This window comes from Miniimonas sp. S16 (assembly GCF_057748195.1).
In genome coordinates this window covers 724524-739485 of the sequence record NZ_CM173242.1, presented here as the reverse complement: position 1 = coordinate 739485, position 14962 = coordinate 724524, and the positions used below count along the sequence as shown (strand labels likewise).

Genomic DNA, 14962 nt, shown 5'->3' with positions numbered 1-14962 from the left:
GCTGCCTGAGGAAACCCTGAGACGGACGACCCGCTGGTGGGCGCATGCGGCTCGACGATCGAGGATGCTGGGGGCATGCGGCTGCTGGTGGTGGACGACGAGCGGGCCCTCACGCGCGCCCTGCACCGCGGCCTGACGGCCGAGGGGTTCGCCGTCGACGTCGCGCACGACGGCCGGGCCGGCCTCGAGCTCGCGCGCTACGGCGACTACGACGCGATCGTGCTCGACGTGATGCTGCCCGGGCGCAGCGGCTACGACGTCGTGACCACGCTGCGCGCGGAGGGTGTCTGGACGCCCGTGCTGCTGCTGTCGGCGAAGGACGGCGACCACGACGTCGCCGACGGGCTCGACGTCGGTGCCGACGACTACCTCACCAAGCCGTTCTCGTTCGTCGTCCTCGTGGCGCGGATCCGGGCGATCGCGCGGCGTCCGGCGACCCCGCGGCCGGCCGCGCTCGCCGTCGGCGACGTGCGCCTCGACCCCGCGACGCACGAGGTGAGCGTGGGCGACGAGCGCGTCGAGCTGACGGTGCGCGAGCTGGGGGTGCTGGAGTACCTCATGCGGCACGCCGACCGCGTGGTGGGCAAGACCGAGCTGCTCGACCACGTGTGGGCGGGGGCGGGGGAGTCGGCCTGGGAGCGCGGCGCCGAGACGGCCGAGGTCAACGTCGTCGAGCAGTACGTGGGGTACCTGCGCCGCAAGCTCGGGCGCGAGCGGATCGCGACGGTGCGGGGTGCCGGGTACCGGATGGTCGGATGAGATCGGCGTCGCCCAAGCCGTCGGGCACTGATCGGCCGGCGGGCGCGGATCGACCGGCGGGTGCGGACCGGCCGGAGGGGGCGAGTCGCTCGGCCGGCGCGCGCGGCACCCTGCGCTGGCGCCTCACCCTGCTCACCACCGGGGTGGTGGCGCTCGCGCTGGTGATCGGCGCCGTCGTGCTCGTCCGCCTGCTCGAGGGCGGCCGCGTCGAGGCGCTCGACGACGCCGCGGCCACGCGGGCCCGCACCGTCGCCTCGCTCGTGGCCTCCGACCAAGTGCCCGACGCCCTCGGCGTGGTCGCACCGGGCGAGGTGGTGCAGGTGCTCGACGGCGCGGGGCGGGTCGTGGCGACCTCGGCCAACGCGTCGCTCACTCTCCCCGTGGTGTCGCTCGCCGACGTAGCGGACGAGGCGGCCGAGTCCGCGCGGACGGGCGAGCCCGTGCTCACGACGGCGGACAGCGCCTACACCGGATCCGCACGGGTCGCGGTGCTGGCGGTGCCGGGTGCCGAGGGGTCGGCAGCGGGCGACGGGTCGACGGCGACCGACGGGTCGACAGCGGGCGACGTCGTCGTCGCGGCCGTCCCGCTCGGCGACGTGGCCGCGACGATCCGCGCCCTGGCGCTCGCGCTCGTCGCGGTGGTGCCCGTGCTCGTCCTGGGCCTGGGCGTGGTGGTGTGGGTCGTCCTCGGCCGTGCGCTGCGGCCGGTGGAGGACCTGCGCGTGGCGGCGGACGCCGTCGCGGCCGAGGGCGGGCGGGGCTCCCTCCCCGTCCCCGCCTCGGGCGAGCTGGCCGCGCTCGCGACCACGCTCAACGCGATGCTCGACCGGCTCGACGGCGCCGTGCAGGCGGCCCAGCGGTCTGCACGGCGCGAGCACGAGGCGGCCACCCGCCAGCGGGCCTTCGTCGCGGACGCCGCGCACGAGCTGCGCTCGCCGATCACCGGCCTGCGGGCCGCGCTCGACGTCGCGCGCGAGCACCCCGAGGCCTACCCCGCCGCCGACCTCGTCCCGGACCTCGACGACGGCGTCCGCCGCATGGAGGTGCTCGTGGAGGATCTCCTGCTGCTCGCCCGGGTCGGCTCGCGGCCGCTCGCCCGCGAGCGGGTGGCGCTCGCCGACGTCGCGCGTGCGGCGGTGGCCGAGGGCGCCGCGGCCGCTGCCGCGCGGTCCGGCGAGGTGTCGCTGGACGTGCGGGGCGAGGGCGTGGCGCTCGCTGACGCCGAGGTGCTGGCCCGGGTCGTGCGCAACCTCGTGGCGAACGGCGTGCGGCACGCCGTCGGCCGGGTGCGGATCGAGGTGTCCGACGGCGAGTTCGCCGTCGACGACGACGGCGCCGGCATCGCCGTGGCCGAGCGGGAGCGGGTGTTCGAGCGGTTCGTGCGGCTCGACGCGGCGCGCGAGCGCGACGCGGGCGGGTCGGGGCTCGGGCTGGCGATCGCGCGTGAGCTCGCGCGCGAGCAGGGCGGCGACGTGGTGCTCGCGGACTCCGCGCTCGGCGGGTTGCGGGCGGTCGTCACGCTCCCCGTGGGATGAGAGACCTACTGGTGCTCGTCGGCACGCCGCAGCACCTCGCTGAGGCGGTTGGCCGCGCTGATGACGGCGGCCGCGTGCAGGCGACCCGGCTGGCGGGTCATCCGCTCGATCGGCCCGGAGATCGACACGGCCGCGACGACGCGGCTCGAGGGCCCGCGCACGGGCGCGGACACCGAGGCGACCCCCGGCTCGCGCTCGGCGACGGACTGGGCCCAGCCTCGCCGTCGGACGCCGGACAGCACCGTGGCGGTGAAGGTGGCGCCGTGCAGGCCGCGGTGCAGCCGGTCCGGTTCCTCCCAGGCGAGCAGCACCTGGGCGGCGGAGCCGGCCTGCATCGAGAGCTGCGCACCGACCGGGATGGAGTCGCGCAGGCCCACGGGCCGCTCGGCGGCCGCGACGCAGATGCGGTGGTCGCCCTGGCGGCGGTAGAGCTGCGCGCTCTCGCCCGTGTGGTCGCGAAGCGCCGCGAGCACCGGACCGGCGGCGGCGAGAAGGCGGTCCTCGCCGGCGGCAGCGGCGAGCTCGCCGAGGCGCGGGCCGAGCACGAAGCGGCCCTGGAGGTCGCGCGCCACCAGGCGGTGGTGCTCGAGCGCGACGGCGAGGCGGTGCGCCGTCGGGCGCGCCAGGTGGGTCGAGGAGACCAGCTGGGCCAGCGTCGCCGGCCCCGACTCCAGGGCGGCCAGCACGATCGCCGCCTTGTCCAGAACTCCCACACCACTCGTGTCCATGCCTCGATACTGCCGTCTCGGAGGCTGAGACGCAAGTTCACGGGCTGAGATCACGGGGGATGATGTCCGGCAACTACTCGGGGCCGCGTGCGTGACCCGCTCCGTCCCCGAGCCGAGTCGAGTCGAGGTGGGACATGGGCAAGACCCTGGCGGAGAAGGTCTGGGACGCGCACATCGTGCGCAAGGGTGAGAACGGCGCGCCGGATCTCCTCTACATCGACCTCCACCTGTGCCACGAGGTGACCAGCCCGCAGGCCTTCGAGGGCCTGCGGCTCGCCGGCCGTCAGGTGCGTCGCACCGACCTCACCCTCGCCACCGAGGACCACAACACCCCGACGCTGGACATCGACCTGCCGATCGCGGACCTCACGAGCCGCACGCAGATCGACACCCTGCGCCACAACGCCGCCGAGTTCGGCGTGCGCATCCACTCCCTCGGCGACGCCGACCAGGGCATCGTGCACCAGGTCGGGCCGCAGCTGGGGCTGACGATGCCGGGCCTCACGGTGGTCTGCGGCGACTCGCACACCTCCACGCACGGCGCGTTCGGCGGTCTCGCGTTCGGCATCGGGACGAGCGAGGTGGAGCACGTGCTCGCCACGCAGACGCTGCCGCTGCAGCCGTTCAAGACGATGGCGATCAACGTCGTCGGCGAGCTTCCGCCGGGCACGACCAGCAAGGACATCATCCTGGCGATCATCGCCAAGATCGGGACTGGCGGTGGCCAGGGCTACGTCCTGGAGTACCGCGGGCCCGCCATCGAGAAGCTCTCGATGGAGGCGCGGATGACGATCTGCAACATGTCGATCGAGGCCGGCGCGCGCGCCGGCATGATCGCGCCGGACCAGACCACCTTCGACTACATCAAGGGCCGCCCGCACGCCCCCGAGGGTCAGGACTGGGAGGACGCCGTCGAGTACTGGAAGACCCTGCGCACCGACGACGACGCCGTCTTCGACACCGAGGTCGAGCTGCGCGCGAGCGACCTCGAGCCGTTCGTCACCTGGGGCACCAACCCGGGTCAGGGCCTGCCGATCAGCGCGCGGGTGCCGGTGCCGGAGGAGATCGCGGACGAGAACGACCGCGTCGCCGCCGAGCGTGCGATCGAGTACATGGGCCTCGTCCCGGGCCAGCCGCTGCGCGAGATCACGGTCGACACCGTCTTCATGGGCTCGTGCACGAACGGCCGCATCGAGGACCTGCGCTCGATCGCCAAGGTGATCCAGGGCCACCGCAAGGCGGACAACGTCCGCGTGCTCGTCGTGCCAGCCTCCGCCCGGGTGCGGCTACAGGCCGAGGCCGAGGGTCTCGACGTCATCTTCAAGGAGTTCGGCGCCGAGTGGCGCAACGCGGGCTGCTCGATGTGCCTGGGCATGAACCCCGACCAGCTCGCGCCGGGGGAGCGGTCCGCCTCGACGTCGAACCGCAACTTCGAGGGCCGTCAGGGCAAGGGCGGACGCACGCACCTCGTGTCGCCGCTCGTCGCGGCGGCCACGGCGATCCGCGGCACGCTGTCCTCGCTCTCGGACCTCGACCTGCCTGCCGGCGTCGACCTCACCACGTTCGACGGCTCGCCGCTCGCGCCGCTGGACCCGAAGGTGCTCCTCCAGGTCTGACCTGGTCCGGCCAGGTCCGACGCGGATCGCGCCGCCCGCCCCCGCGCAGCCCGTCACCTCGCGCCGCCCGAGCGCATCCCGAACCTCGCACAAAGCAGGAGCCAGCCATGGAGAAGTTCACCGTCCACACCGGGATCGGCGTCCCGCTGCGTCGCAGCAACGTCGACACCGACCAGATCATCCCCGCCGTGTACCTCAAGCGTGTGACCCGCACGGGCTTCGAGGACGCGCTGTTCGCGGCGTGGCGCGGCGACCCGTCGTTCGTGCTCAACCAGGACGCCTACCGCGCCGGCACCGTGCTCGTGGCCGGCCCGGACTTCGGCACCGGCTCCTCGCGCGAGCACGCCGTGTGGGCGCTCAAGGACTACGGCTTCCGCGTGGTGCTGGCGTCCCGGTTCGCCGACATCTTCCGCGGCAACTCGGGCAAGCAGGGCCTCGTCGCCGGGATCGTCGAGCAGGAGGACGTCGAGCTGCTCTGGAAGATCCTGGAGAACTCCCCCGGTACGGAGGTGACGGTCGACCTCGTCAACCGGACCGCCACCGCGGGTGACGTCACGGTGCCCTTCCAACTCGACGACTACACCCGCTGGCGCCTCATGGAGGGCCTGGACGACATCGGCCTCACCCTCCAGCACGCCGACGAGATCGCCGCGTTCGAGGCGCGCCGGGAGTCCTGGCGGCCGCGCACGCTGCCGGCGAAGCACCTGCCGAAGATCGACATCGACGCGGCACGGCCCGCCGACCAGCCCGCCTGACCGGGGCTGACCGGGGGCATGGCCATGGTCGATCCCGGGGCGCCCGACGGCGCGTTCCCGCGCGCCATCACGGCCGTCACCCTCGGCGTCGCCGACGTCGCGCGGTCGCGCGCCTACTACGAGGCGCTCGGCTGCGAGCCGTTCGAGGTCCACGACGAGGTGGTCTTCATCCGCCTCGGCGGCCAGATCCTCGCGCTGTTCACGGCGGCAGGTCTCGCGGAGGACACCGGCTGCGACGACCTGCCCGCGGGGTCCGGCTCGGTCACCCTCGCGCGCAACTTCCCCTCCGACGCCGACGTCGACGCCGCCTTCGCGCGAGCGCTCGCCGCGGGTGCCACGTCGGTCGTGGCGCCGCGTTCGACGTCCTGGGGCGGCTACTCGAGCTACGTCGCCGATCCCGACGGGCACCTGTGGGAGCTCGCGTGGAACCCGTTCTGGCCCATCGCCGCCGACGGCACGGTGGGGGACTGAGCGCGACCGGCTCGCGGCCAGAGCCCTGACGACCTCGGAGGGGCTCGTCAGGCGCAACGGTCGCGGCCGTGCGGCCGTGCGGCGACTCGCCGAGCGCCGCTGCCCCGACCGAGTCGCCTGGCTCGTGGGCCTCGGCGTGCGGCCGTGCGGCGACTCGCCCGGCGCCGCTGCCTGGGCCGACCAGACCGGCCACCGATACTGGAGCGATGACGTCGCAGGCACCGGCCAGGAGCATCGGGCCGGCCGCCCTGCACGACGGCCCGGGGGTCCGCACGCGCGCGACGACCGCGGTCGCCGACCGTCGGCCCGCCGAAACACCCCCGGCGGGTGACCACCTGGCCCGGCCCCACACACCGGCGCCGGGCGCACCGCAGAACCGCAGGCTGCACCTCACCGGCCTGGACGGACTGCGCGCCCTGGCCGTCGTCTCGGTGCTCGCCTACCACGCGGGTGCGGCGGGGCTGCCGGGCGGCTTCCTCGGCGTCGACCTGTTCCTCGCCATCTCCGGCTTCCTCATCACCACGCTGATCCTCACCGAGGTCGAGCGCACCGGACGGCTGCGCGTCGGCGCCTTCTACGGCCGCCGCGCACGGCGGCTCCTGCCCGCCCTGTACCTCGTGCTCGGTGCCGTGGTGGCGATCGAGCTGCTCCTGCGCGACCAGCTCGATCACCTGCGTCGCGCCGTGCCGGCCGCGCTTCTGTACGTCTCCAACTGGTTCCAGGTGGCGTCCTCGGAGTCCTACTTCGACGCGCAGGAGCGTCCTTCGCTGCTGCGACACCTCTGGACGCTCGCGGTCGAGGCGCAGTTCTACCTCCTGGCGCCCCTCCTGGCGTGGGCCGCGATCCGCTGGGGTCGGCACCGGCTCGGCAAGGCGCTGCTCGTGCTGGCCGCGCTGTCCGCGACCGCGATGGTGGTGCTCGCCGTCGGCGGCGGCATGCCGGTGTCGAACGACCCGACCCGGGTGTACGTGGGGACCGACACGCACGCCTTCCCGCTCCTGCTCGGCGCCGCGCTCGCGTGCGTGTGGCGGCCGTGGAGGCTGCGCGGCGCGGCCGCGCGCAGCTCGGCGTACCTGTGCGACGTCGCCGCCGTCGTGGGGCTGGCCGCCTTCGCGGCGCTCGTCATCGGGGTGTCGGAGCGATCGACGCTGCTGTACCGAGGCGGCTACGCCGTGGCCGCGGTGGTGTGCGTCGTCCTCGTGGGAGCCGTGGTCCATCCGCAGTCCGCGATCGGGCGCGCGCTGGACCGCCATCCCCTGCGGTGGATCGGGACGCGCTCCTACGGCATCTACCTGTGGCACTGGCCGGTCCTCATGGTGACGCGCGCCGGCGTGGACCTGCCGTGGGCCGTGCCGGTCGTGGCGGTGCTCCAGGTCTCCCTCACGTGCGGGCTGGCGGAGCTGTCGAGGCGGTTCGTCGAGACGCCCGTGCGGCGCGGGGCACTGCTGCACTGGTGGCGGTCCGTGCGGACGGCCGGCCCGCTCGCCGTGCCGGCACGACGTACGACGGCGGTGCTCGCCGTCGCCGCGCTCGCCGTGGTCGGTCTCGGCTCAGGTCTGGCGTACGTGCCGGAGCGGCCGAGCCTGCTGGAGACGAGCGACCGTCTCGTCGGCGGCGGTGGGGTCGTGACCGCGCCCGACGGCGGTGCGGGCGCCGGCGCGGGCGCGGAGGCCGCTCGGACGCCGGTGATGCCGGGCGTGACCGTGGCCCTCGGACCCGACGGCACCCCGGCCGCCCTCGCCCCGCAGCCCGCGGCCGTGCCGCAGACGCACCGGCCCGCCCCTGAGCCCGCCCCTGAGCCGGCACCCGTGGACGAGGTGGGCGCGATCACGGTGGTCGGCGACTCGGTGATGGGCATGGTCGCGCCGGACCTCGCCGCGCTCGGGCCGGTCACGGTGGACTGGAAGGTGTCCCGGCAGTTCCGCGAGATGGCCGACATCGTCCTGGCCATGCGGGACGCCGGCACGCTGGGCCGCACCGTCGTGGTGCACGGCGGCTCCAACGGACCGATCGCCGAGGCGGACCTGCGCCGGGTGCTGGATGCGCTGCCGGACCACCGGGTCTTCCTCGTCAACGACCGTACGCGCGTGGAGTACCAGGACCAGAACAACGCGCTGCTCGCGAGCGTCGTGCCGCAGTACCCGAACGCGCGGGTGATCGACTGGTACGCCTACTCCGACCCGCACGGCGAGTGGTTCTTCGACGACGCGACGCACCCGCGCGAGGGCACCGGCTCGGTCGAGATGGCGAACCTCGTCTGGACCTCGATCCAGTCCGGCGCGATCGACCCGAGCGCCGAGCAGTCCTGACTCGCTCCGTGCCGAGGTCGACACGAGCGCGTGTCGTGTGGCACGTGTCGTGTCGGGCGTGTCCTGTCGGGCGTGTCGTGTGGCGTGGGGTCGTCCCACCCCGCCGGCCCGGCGGGCTCGGCCGATCCCCAGCCGCGGGCCGATCAGCGCGGCGGCCCCTCGCGCACCAGCGCGAGCTGGCGGGTGAACTGGGCGTCCTCGCCCTCCCAGCGCCCGTCGATCCACCACGTCGCGCCCGCCTCCTCGTACGCGGCGGCCCGCGCGGCGGCGTCCGCCTCGCCCGTGAACGTCCCCTGGAGCACGACGTCGAACCCCGCCATCGCGTCGGCGCCCCGCTCCCGGGTGAGCCAGGCGACCAGGTCGCGCACGTCGTCGGGTGTCGGGTCCGCCATCGCGCGCTCCCCACGCAGCTGCACCACCACACCGTCCCACCGCGCCGCGCGCCGCATGGAGCGCACGCTCGGCCATGCCCCGACGGGCCACACGGGCACGTGTGGGCGCTGCAGGGGCGCAGGAGCGATCTGCATCTCCTCGATGTGGTAGTGCTCGCCGGTGAACGAGAACGGCTCGGCGGTGGCAGCGAGGTCGAGCACGGCGAGCGTCTCGTCGAGCAGCGCGGCGCGCGTGCGCAGATCGGTCGGTGTGGCGCCGCGGCCGAGCACGCCGGCGACGGCGCGGTCGTCCGTCACGCCCACGCCCACCGGCAGCACGAGCCGGCCGCCGGAGAGGTGGTCAAGCGTGAGCGCCTGGCGGGCGAGCTCCCACGGCAGCCGGCGGGGCAGGGCGAGCACGAGGGTCCCGAGGCGGATCCGCGACGTCTGCGCCGCGACGGCGCCCAGCAGGGTGAACGGGTCCCACGTCGGTGCCGGCCCGAGGCTCACACCGTCCCAGCCGAAGAACCCGTCCCACCCGTGCTCCTCGGCCTCGACGGCGAGGCGGACGAGCTCGGTCGCGGAGCCGAAGGAACCGACGAAGCCGTAGCGCATGCGGGAAGGCTAGGCGGGGGGTACGACACGCCGCGTGCGGTGGTTGCCCTCGACGTGCTCCGCCGCGGCGAGCGCGGCGCCGAGGTAGCGCACGACGACGGCACGCTCCTCGTCCGTGAGGGCGGCGTCCGCCTCGGCGAGAGCACGAAACATCGGGCCCATGTGCCGCATCACCTCGTGGCGCGCAGACTCGGTGATCGTGACGGCGGTGCGCCGTCGGTCGATGGGGTGCGGCCGCCGCTCCGCGTGCCCCCGGGTCTCCAGCCGGTCCACGATGCCGGTGGACGCCGCCGTTGTGACGTCGAGGAGGCGGGCGATCTCCGCCGGGCCGAGGGGTCCGCGCGCGAGGTGCTCGAGGGCGTGGATCTCCTTCTCGCTGAGACCGGAGGCACCCGAGACCGTGTGCCGCACTGAACCACCGAGATCCATGACGCGACGAAGGAGCGTGAGCGACTCGGTCTGTCGCCACGCCCCGGGCGTGCTGAGGTCGATCTCGTCCGCCATCTAGTTCACCTGCTTAGGGACCGGGTCGGCGGGCCCATCGTAGACCCGCCCCTTCGCCCAGGGTCCCGCGCGGCGACGGACGGCCGCCGAGGTCCTGCTCGACGGCCGCCCGTGGCACCGGTGTCAGCCGCCGATCGCGGCCTCCGCCTCGGCGAACCACTCGTCCACGGCCGCGTCGACGTCGAGCGTGGAGTAGGCGACGTCCTGCGAGAGCGACGTGAACGTGGACTCCATGGCGCTGACGCTGCTGATCGACGTCGCGGCGCCCCTCGCGGTCGGCCGGACGCTGGTCGCACACACCGATGGCCCATATAGTTCACGTACTTAGCGACTTCGCTGCCGCCAGGAGGACCGATGAGCACCACCGCAGGGACCAAGGCCGACGTGACGCAGGACGGTCCGGGCGGCGAGCCCAGCCACCGCTCCTCCGGCTGGATCCGCTTCGCGACCGGCGCCCGCACGGCGTGGATCGTCGCGCTGCTCCCGCTGCTGATCGGCGGCGCGCTGATCGGCGGCCTCGGCCAGGCCGAGCGCGAGCGCGGCGCGACGGACCAGCTGCCGGTCGGCGCCGACTCGACGCAGGCCGCCGAGCTCGCCGAGCGCCTCCCGCAGCAGGACGGCAGCACCGCCGTCGTGCTCTTCACCGCCGCCGGCTCGAGCTCAGCCGACGACGGCGCCGCGCTCACCCCCGAGCAGCTCGAGGCGATCGGCGCCCTGGTGGGCGAGCTCGCGGGCGGTCAGCCCGTCGTCGTGCCGTCCGAGGACGGCACCGCGGCGCTCGGGATCGTCCCGATCGAGGCGACGAGCGCGTCGGCGGTGGCCGACGCCGTCGTCGACCTGCGCGCCACCCTTCGCGATGGGGCGCCCGACGGCGTGCAGGCCCAGGTCACCGGGCCCGCGGGGGTCGAGGCGGACCTCGCCTCGGTGTTCGACGGCGCGAACTTCCGCCTGCTCGGCGCCACGGCGCTCGTCGTCGCGATCCTGCTCATCGTCACCTACCGCAGCCCGGTGCTCTGGCTCGTCCCGCTCACGGTGGTCGGGCTCGCCGACCAGTCCGCGGCGGTCCTCGCGACCCACGTGCTGGCCGCCGTCGACATCCCGTCGAACGAGTCGACGATCGGCATCCTGTCGGTCCTCGTGTTCGGCGCCGGGACGAACTACGCCCTGCTGCTCATCTCGCGCTACCGCGACGAGCTGCGCCGTCTGCCGGACCGTCGCGAGGCGATGGCGCTCGCCCTGCGCCGCACCCTCGAACCCGTGCTGTGCAGCGCCGGCACCGTGGTGGTCGGCGTGCTCACCCTGCTGCTCTCGCTCGTGCCCACGACCCGTGGGCTGGGACTCGCGTGCGCCGTCGGGATCGTGGTCGCGGCGACGTTCGTGCTCGGCTTCCTGCCCGCCGCGCTCGTCGTGTTCCCGCGCGGGATCTTCTGGCCGCGGGCGCCCCGGGTGGGCGACGCGACGGCGGCGGAGACGCGCTCGGTGTGGCGCCGGATCGGCGACGGCGTCGCGAAGCGCCCGCTCGCCGTCGCGCTCACCGTGGTGGTCGGCCTGGGCGCACTGGCGATCGGCAACACGCAGCTGCGCCTCGGCCTGGACACCGCGGAGCAGTTCCTCAGCACGCCCGAGGCGATCGTCGCGGCGGACCGGATCAGCGAGTCTTACCCGGCCGGCACGGCGAACCCGACCTCCATCGTCACGACGGCGGACGCCACGCAGGTCCAGGAGCTCGCCTCCGCGGTGCCGGGCGTCGCGTCGGTCAGCCCGGTGTCCGAGGGCGACGGCGTGACCCAGCTCCAGGTCGTGCTCACCTCGCAGGAGGGCTCGGCCGAGGCGCAGCAGGCGATCCGCGACCTGCGCACGGCACTGCAGGACGAGCCCGAGACCTACGTCGGCGGGCCCGAGGCTCAGACGATGGACGCCACCGAGGCGGCCGCGCGCGACCGGCAGCTCATCGTGCCGCTCATCCTCGGCCTCGTGCTCGTGGCGCTGGCGCTCCTGCTCCGCGCCGTCGTCGCGCCCGTGCTGCTCGTGCTCACCGTGGTCGGCACCTACTTCGCGGCCCTGGGCGCGTCCTGGTGGATCTTCACCGGTCCGCTCGGGTTCTCGGCGCTCGACGAGGGCGTGCCGCTCATGGCGTTCCTGTTCCTCGTGGCGCTCGGCGTGGACTACAACATCTTCCTCGTGACGCGGGCGCGTGAGGAGTCCATCGAGCACGGGGCGCGCGAGGGCATGCTGCGCGCGCTGGGCGCGACCGGCGGCGTCATCACGAGCGCGGGCATCCTGCTCGCGGCCGTGTTCGCGGTGCTCGGCGTGCTGCCGCTCGTCGTGCTCGCGCAGCTCGGCGTGGTGGTCTGCCTCGGCGTGCTGCTCGACACCCTCGTGGTGCGGACGATGCTCGTGCCGGCCCTCGCGCTGCTGCTGGGGGACCGGTTCTGGTGGCCGCGGCGGATCGCGCGCGCCGGGGCGTGACTCGACGTGTGACCCGCGTCACGGCACATCCCGCGGTCCCCCTGCATCACCCCTCGTGATGTCTCGGATCGCGAGACGAATAGGTTGTGCCAGCAACCAGACCCGGTTCGCTCGTACGGTCGGAGTCAGCATTCCCCCCTGACCCGAGGAGCACCGTCGATGTCCCGATCCGTCCGTCCCCTTGCCGCCGTCGCGGCAGCCGTCTCGGCCGTCGCCCTGCTGGCGGCCTGCGGCTCCGGCTCCGCCGGGACCGGTGACGCCACCGACGCCGCGAACGGCACGAGCGACGCCAGCGGCGACGCCGAGGCCGCCGGCGACGTCCAGACCGGCGGCGAGCTGCTCTACCTGGAGTACCAGGCCTACGACACGCTCTACCCGCCGGCGTCGGGCTTCTACCCCAACGGTGGCCTCATCGCGAACATCACCGACAAGCTCGTCTTCCAGGACCCGGTGACGCTGGAGTTCTCCCCGTGGCTCGCCACGGACTGGGCGATGAACGACGACGCGACCGAGTACACGTTCAACCTCCGCCCCGACGTCACGTTCTCCGACGGCACGCCGCTGGACGCCGAGGTCGTCGCGAAGAACTTCGACCTGTACGGTACCGGCGACCCGGACCGCGGGTTCGCCGTGTCGGAGCAGATCAACAACTACGCCGGCAGCGAGGTCGTGGACGAGGACACCGTGATCTTCCGGTTCTCCGCCCCCGCGCCCGGCTTCCTGCAGGCGACCTCGGCCAACGGCGCCGGCATCCTGTCCTCCGCGACGCTCGACGGCGACGCGGACGCCTTCGCGGCCGGCAACGCCACCAACGTGGTCGGCACGGGCCCGTTCGTCATCACGGACGAGACGGTCGGCGCCGAGCTCGTGCTCACGGCGCGTGAGGACTACGACTGGGCGCCGGAGGAGAGCGAGCACCAGGGCCGCGCGTACCTCGACTCGGTCCGGTTCACCGTGACCCCCGAGGACAGCGTGCGGATCGGCGCGCTCACGTCGGGCCAGGCCGACCTCATCCGCTACGTCCAGGCCTACGACGAGGAGCAGGTCACCTCGGCCGGCCTGCAGCTCTTCGCCCCGCAGACCCAGGGCGTCAACAACAGCCTCTCGCTGCGCTTCACCAACGAGATCCTCTCCGACCTCAAGGTGCGCCAGGCGCTCGTGGCCGGCGTGAACACCCAGGAGCTCGTCGACACGGTCTTCACCGAGAACTACCCGGCCGCGACGGGCGTGCTGTCCCACACCGCGCTCGGCTACGTCGACCTGTCCGACCAGCTCGCCTACGACCCGGAAAAGGCGAAGACCCTCCTGGACGAGGCCGGCTGGGTTCCGGGTGCCGACGGCATCCGCGCGAAGGACGGCAAGACGCTCACCCTCGTGGCCAGCGAGGCCAAGCCGCAGCCGCTCTCGCGCGACACCCTCACCCTGATCTCCCAGCAGCTGAAGGAGATCGGCGTCGACCTGCAGATCCTCGCCGCGGACTCCGGCACGTACGCCACCGCGATCAAGGACCCCAACCAGGTCCAGCTGTACCACTCGATGGTCGGCCGCACCGACCTCGACGTCATCAAGAGCCAGTTCCACTCCAAGAACCGCAACGCGCTCCTGTCCAACGACGCCGAGCTCGACTCGCTCCTCGAGGCTGTCGCCTCGACGCCGGACCCGCAGGTTCGCCTGGACGCGTCCGCCGCGGCGCAGCGGTACCTCGTGGACAACGCCTACGTGATCCCGCTGTTCGAGGAGCCGCAGGTGTACGGCGCGCAGAACTACGTGCACGGATTCGGCTGGGACTCGATCGCTCGCCCGAAGTTCTACGACACCTGGCTGGAGCAGTGACGTACGTCGCGAGCCGCGTGCTCTCCTCCCTCGGGGTCCTGCTCGGCGCGTTCACCCTCGCGTTCGTGCTGCTGCAGGCCCTGCCCGGGGACGCCGTGATGATCCGCTTCGAGAACCCCGAGCTGGGGCTCACGGCGGAGCAGATCGCGGCGATCCGGGAGAGCTACGGGGCGGACTCCGGCCTGCTGGCGGAGTACTGGCACGCGCTCAGCGGCGCCCTCGGCGGCGACCTCGGCTACTCGGTCGCCTCCGGGGCGCCGGTGCGCGTGCTGGTCGGTGAGGCCCTCGGGTCCACCCTGCTGCTGGCGGGCCTCGGCTTCGTCGCGGCGGTGCTGCTCGCGGGGCTGCTGGCCTTCGCGGCCAGCCTCAGCCCGTTCTCGTGGCTCGCGACACTCCTGCGCTCCCTGCCCTCGCTGTTCATCTCGGTGCCGGTCTTCTGGCTCGGCATCGTGCTCATCCAGGTGTTCTCCTTCCGGCTCGGGTGGATCTCGGTGATCCGCCCGGGCCCGGTGGAGGCCCTGATCCTGCCCGTGCTCACCCTCGCCGTCCCGATCAGCGCGCCGCTCGCCCAGGTGCTGCTGCGCGCGATCGACGACGTGCGCGCCCAGCCGTTCGTCGCCGTCGTGCGCGCGAAGGGCGCGAGCGAGCCGTGGCTGCTGGTGCGCAACGTGCTGCGCAACGCGGCCCTGCCCGCCATGACCATCGCGGGCGTGCTGCTCGGAGAGCTCATCGGCGGCGCCGTCGTGACCGAGACCGTGTTCGCCAGGTTCGGCATCGGCCGGCTCACGGCGGACGCGCTCAACGCGCAGGACACCCCCGTCCTGCAGGCGATCGTCATCATTGCGGCGGCCGTCTTCGTCGTCGTCAACCTGGTCGTCGACCTGCTGGCGCCCGTCCTCGACCCGCGGCTGCGCCGTCGGGTCCAGGCCTGAGGAGGACCCGTGACCCTCGAGCTGGAGCGCAACGTGCCCGACCCCGCCGACGAGACGCCCGACGG

At 73.7% G+C, this 14962-nt stretch carries 12 protein-coding genes; 9 read left to right on the top strand and 3 right to left on the bottom strand.

Annotated elements, in window-relative coordinates:
- Positions 1 to 75: 75 nt before the first annotated feature.
- Both AC3AQ1_RS03340 and AC3AQ1_RS03335 read left to right on the top strand, forming a co-directional pair.
- Complete coding sequence (locus AC3AQ1_RS03340; protein ID WP_108717816.1) at positions 76 to 759, top strand: response regulator transcription factor; 684 nt, start codon at positions 76 to 78, stop codon at positions 757 to 759.
- The gene (locus tag AC3AQ1_RS03335) at positions 756 to 2294 is read left to right on the top strand and encodes a sensor histidine kinase (RefSeq protein WP_108717815.1); all 1539 of its coding nucleotides are present in this window, start codon (positions 756 to 758) and stop codon (positions 2292 to 2294) included. Before AC3AQ1_RS03340 ends, AC3AQ1_RS03335 begins: the two co-directional genes overlap by 4 nt.
- Before the next feature lie 5 nt (positions 2295 to 2299).
- Here AC3AQ1_RS03335 and AC3AQ1_RS03330 read toward each other — a convergent pair whose 3' ends face one another.
- Positions 2300 to 3022, bottom strand: coding sequence for an IclR family transcriptional regulator (locus AC3AQ1_RS03330; RefSeq protein ID WP_108717814.1), 723 nt, complete (start codon positions 3020 to 3022; stop codon positions 2300 to 2302).
- A 134-nt stretch (positions 3023 to 3156) separates the two neighbouring features.
- Here AC3AQ1_RS03330 and leuC point away from each other — a divergent pair, with 134 nt between their 5' ends.
- The 4 genes from leuC to AC3AQ1_RS03310 all read left to right on the top strand — a co-directional run bounded on the left by leuC (position 3157) and on the right by AC3AQ1_RS03310 (position 8173).
- Positions 3157 to 4638, top strand: coding sequence for a 3-isopropylmalate dehydratase large subunit (leuC, locus tag AC3AQ1_RS03325; RefSeq protein ID WP_108717813.1), 1482 nt, complete (start codon positions 3157 to 3159; stop codon positions 4636 to 4638).
- A gap of 107 nt (positions 4639 to 4745) precedes the next feature.
- Positions 4746 to 5393, top strand: a complete 648-nt coding sequence (gene leuD / locus AC3AQ1_RS03320; RefSeq protein WP_108717812.1) for a 3-isopropylmalate dehydratase small subunit — start codon at positions 4746 to 4748, stop codon at positions 5391 to 5393.
- 24 nt (positions 5394 to 5417) lie between these two features.
- Positions 5418 to 5864, top strand: a complete 447-nt coding sequence (locus tag AC3AQ1_RS03315; RefSeq protein WP_108719944.1) for a VOC family protein — start codon at positions 5418 to 5420, stop codon at positions 5862 to 5864.
- A gap of 206 nt (positions 5865 to 6070) precedes the next feature.
- Entirely contained in the window at positions 6071 to 8173 is a 2103-nt protein-coding gene (locus tag AC3AQ1_RS03310) for an acyltransferase family protein (protein WP_108717811.1), read from the top strand.
- Between the two features lie 143 nt (positions 8174 to 8316).
- On the opposite strand, the gene AC3AQ1_RS03305 is transcribed toward AC3AQ1_RS03310, so the two are convergent.
- Positions 8317 to 9159: an LLM class flavin-dependent oxidoreductase gene (locus AC3AQ1_RS03305; RefSeq protein WP_108717810.1), complete on the bottom strand. Its 843-nt coding sequence runs from the start codon at positions 9157 to 9159 to the stop codon at positions 8317 to 8319.
- A 9-nt stretch (positions 9160 to 9168) separates the two neighbouring features.
- Positions 9169 to 9663, bottom strand: coding sequence for a MarR family winged helix-turn-helix transcriptional regulator (locus AC3AQ1_RS03300; protein ID WP_108717809.1), 495 nt, complete (start codon positions 9661 to 9663; stop codon positions 9169 to 9171).
- A 354-nt stretch (positions 9664 to 10017) separates the two neighbouring features.
- Here AC3AQ1_RS03300 and AC3AQ1_RS03295 point away from each other — a divergent pair, with 354 nt between their 5' ends.
- The 3 genes from AC3AQ1_RS03295 (at position 10018) to AC3AQ1_RS03285 (ending at position 14897) form a co-directional block, all read left to right on the top strand.
- Positions 10018 to 12132, top strand: coding sequence for an MMPL family transporter (locus AC3AQ1_RS03295; RefSeq protein ID WP_108717808.1), 2115 nt, complete (start codon positions 10018 to 10020; stop codon positions 12130 to 12132).
- Between the two features lie 159 nt (positions 12133 to 12291).
- Positions 12292 to 13965, top strand: coding sequence for a TIGR04028 family ABC transporter substrate-binding protein (locus AC3AQ1_RS03290; RefSeq protein WP_108717807.1), 1674 nt, complete (start codon positions 12292 to 12294; stop codon positions 13963 to 13965).
- Complete coding sequence (locus AC3AQ1_RS03285; protein WP_108717806.1) at positions 13962 to 14897, top strand: ABC transporter permease; 936 nt, start codon at positions 13962 to 13964, stop codon at positions 14895 to 14897. The genes AC3AQ1_RS03290 and AC3AQ1_RS03285 overlap by 4 nt, the downstream gene beginning before the upstream one ends.
- Positions 14898 to 14962 lie beyond the last annotated feature (65 nt).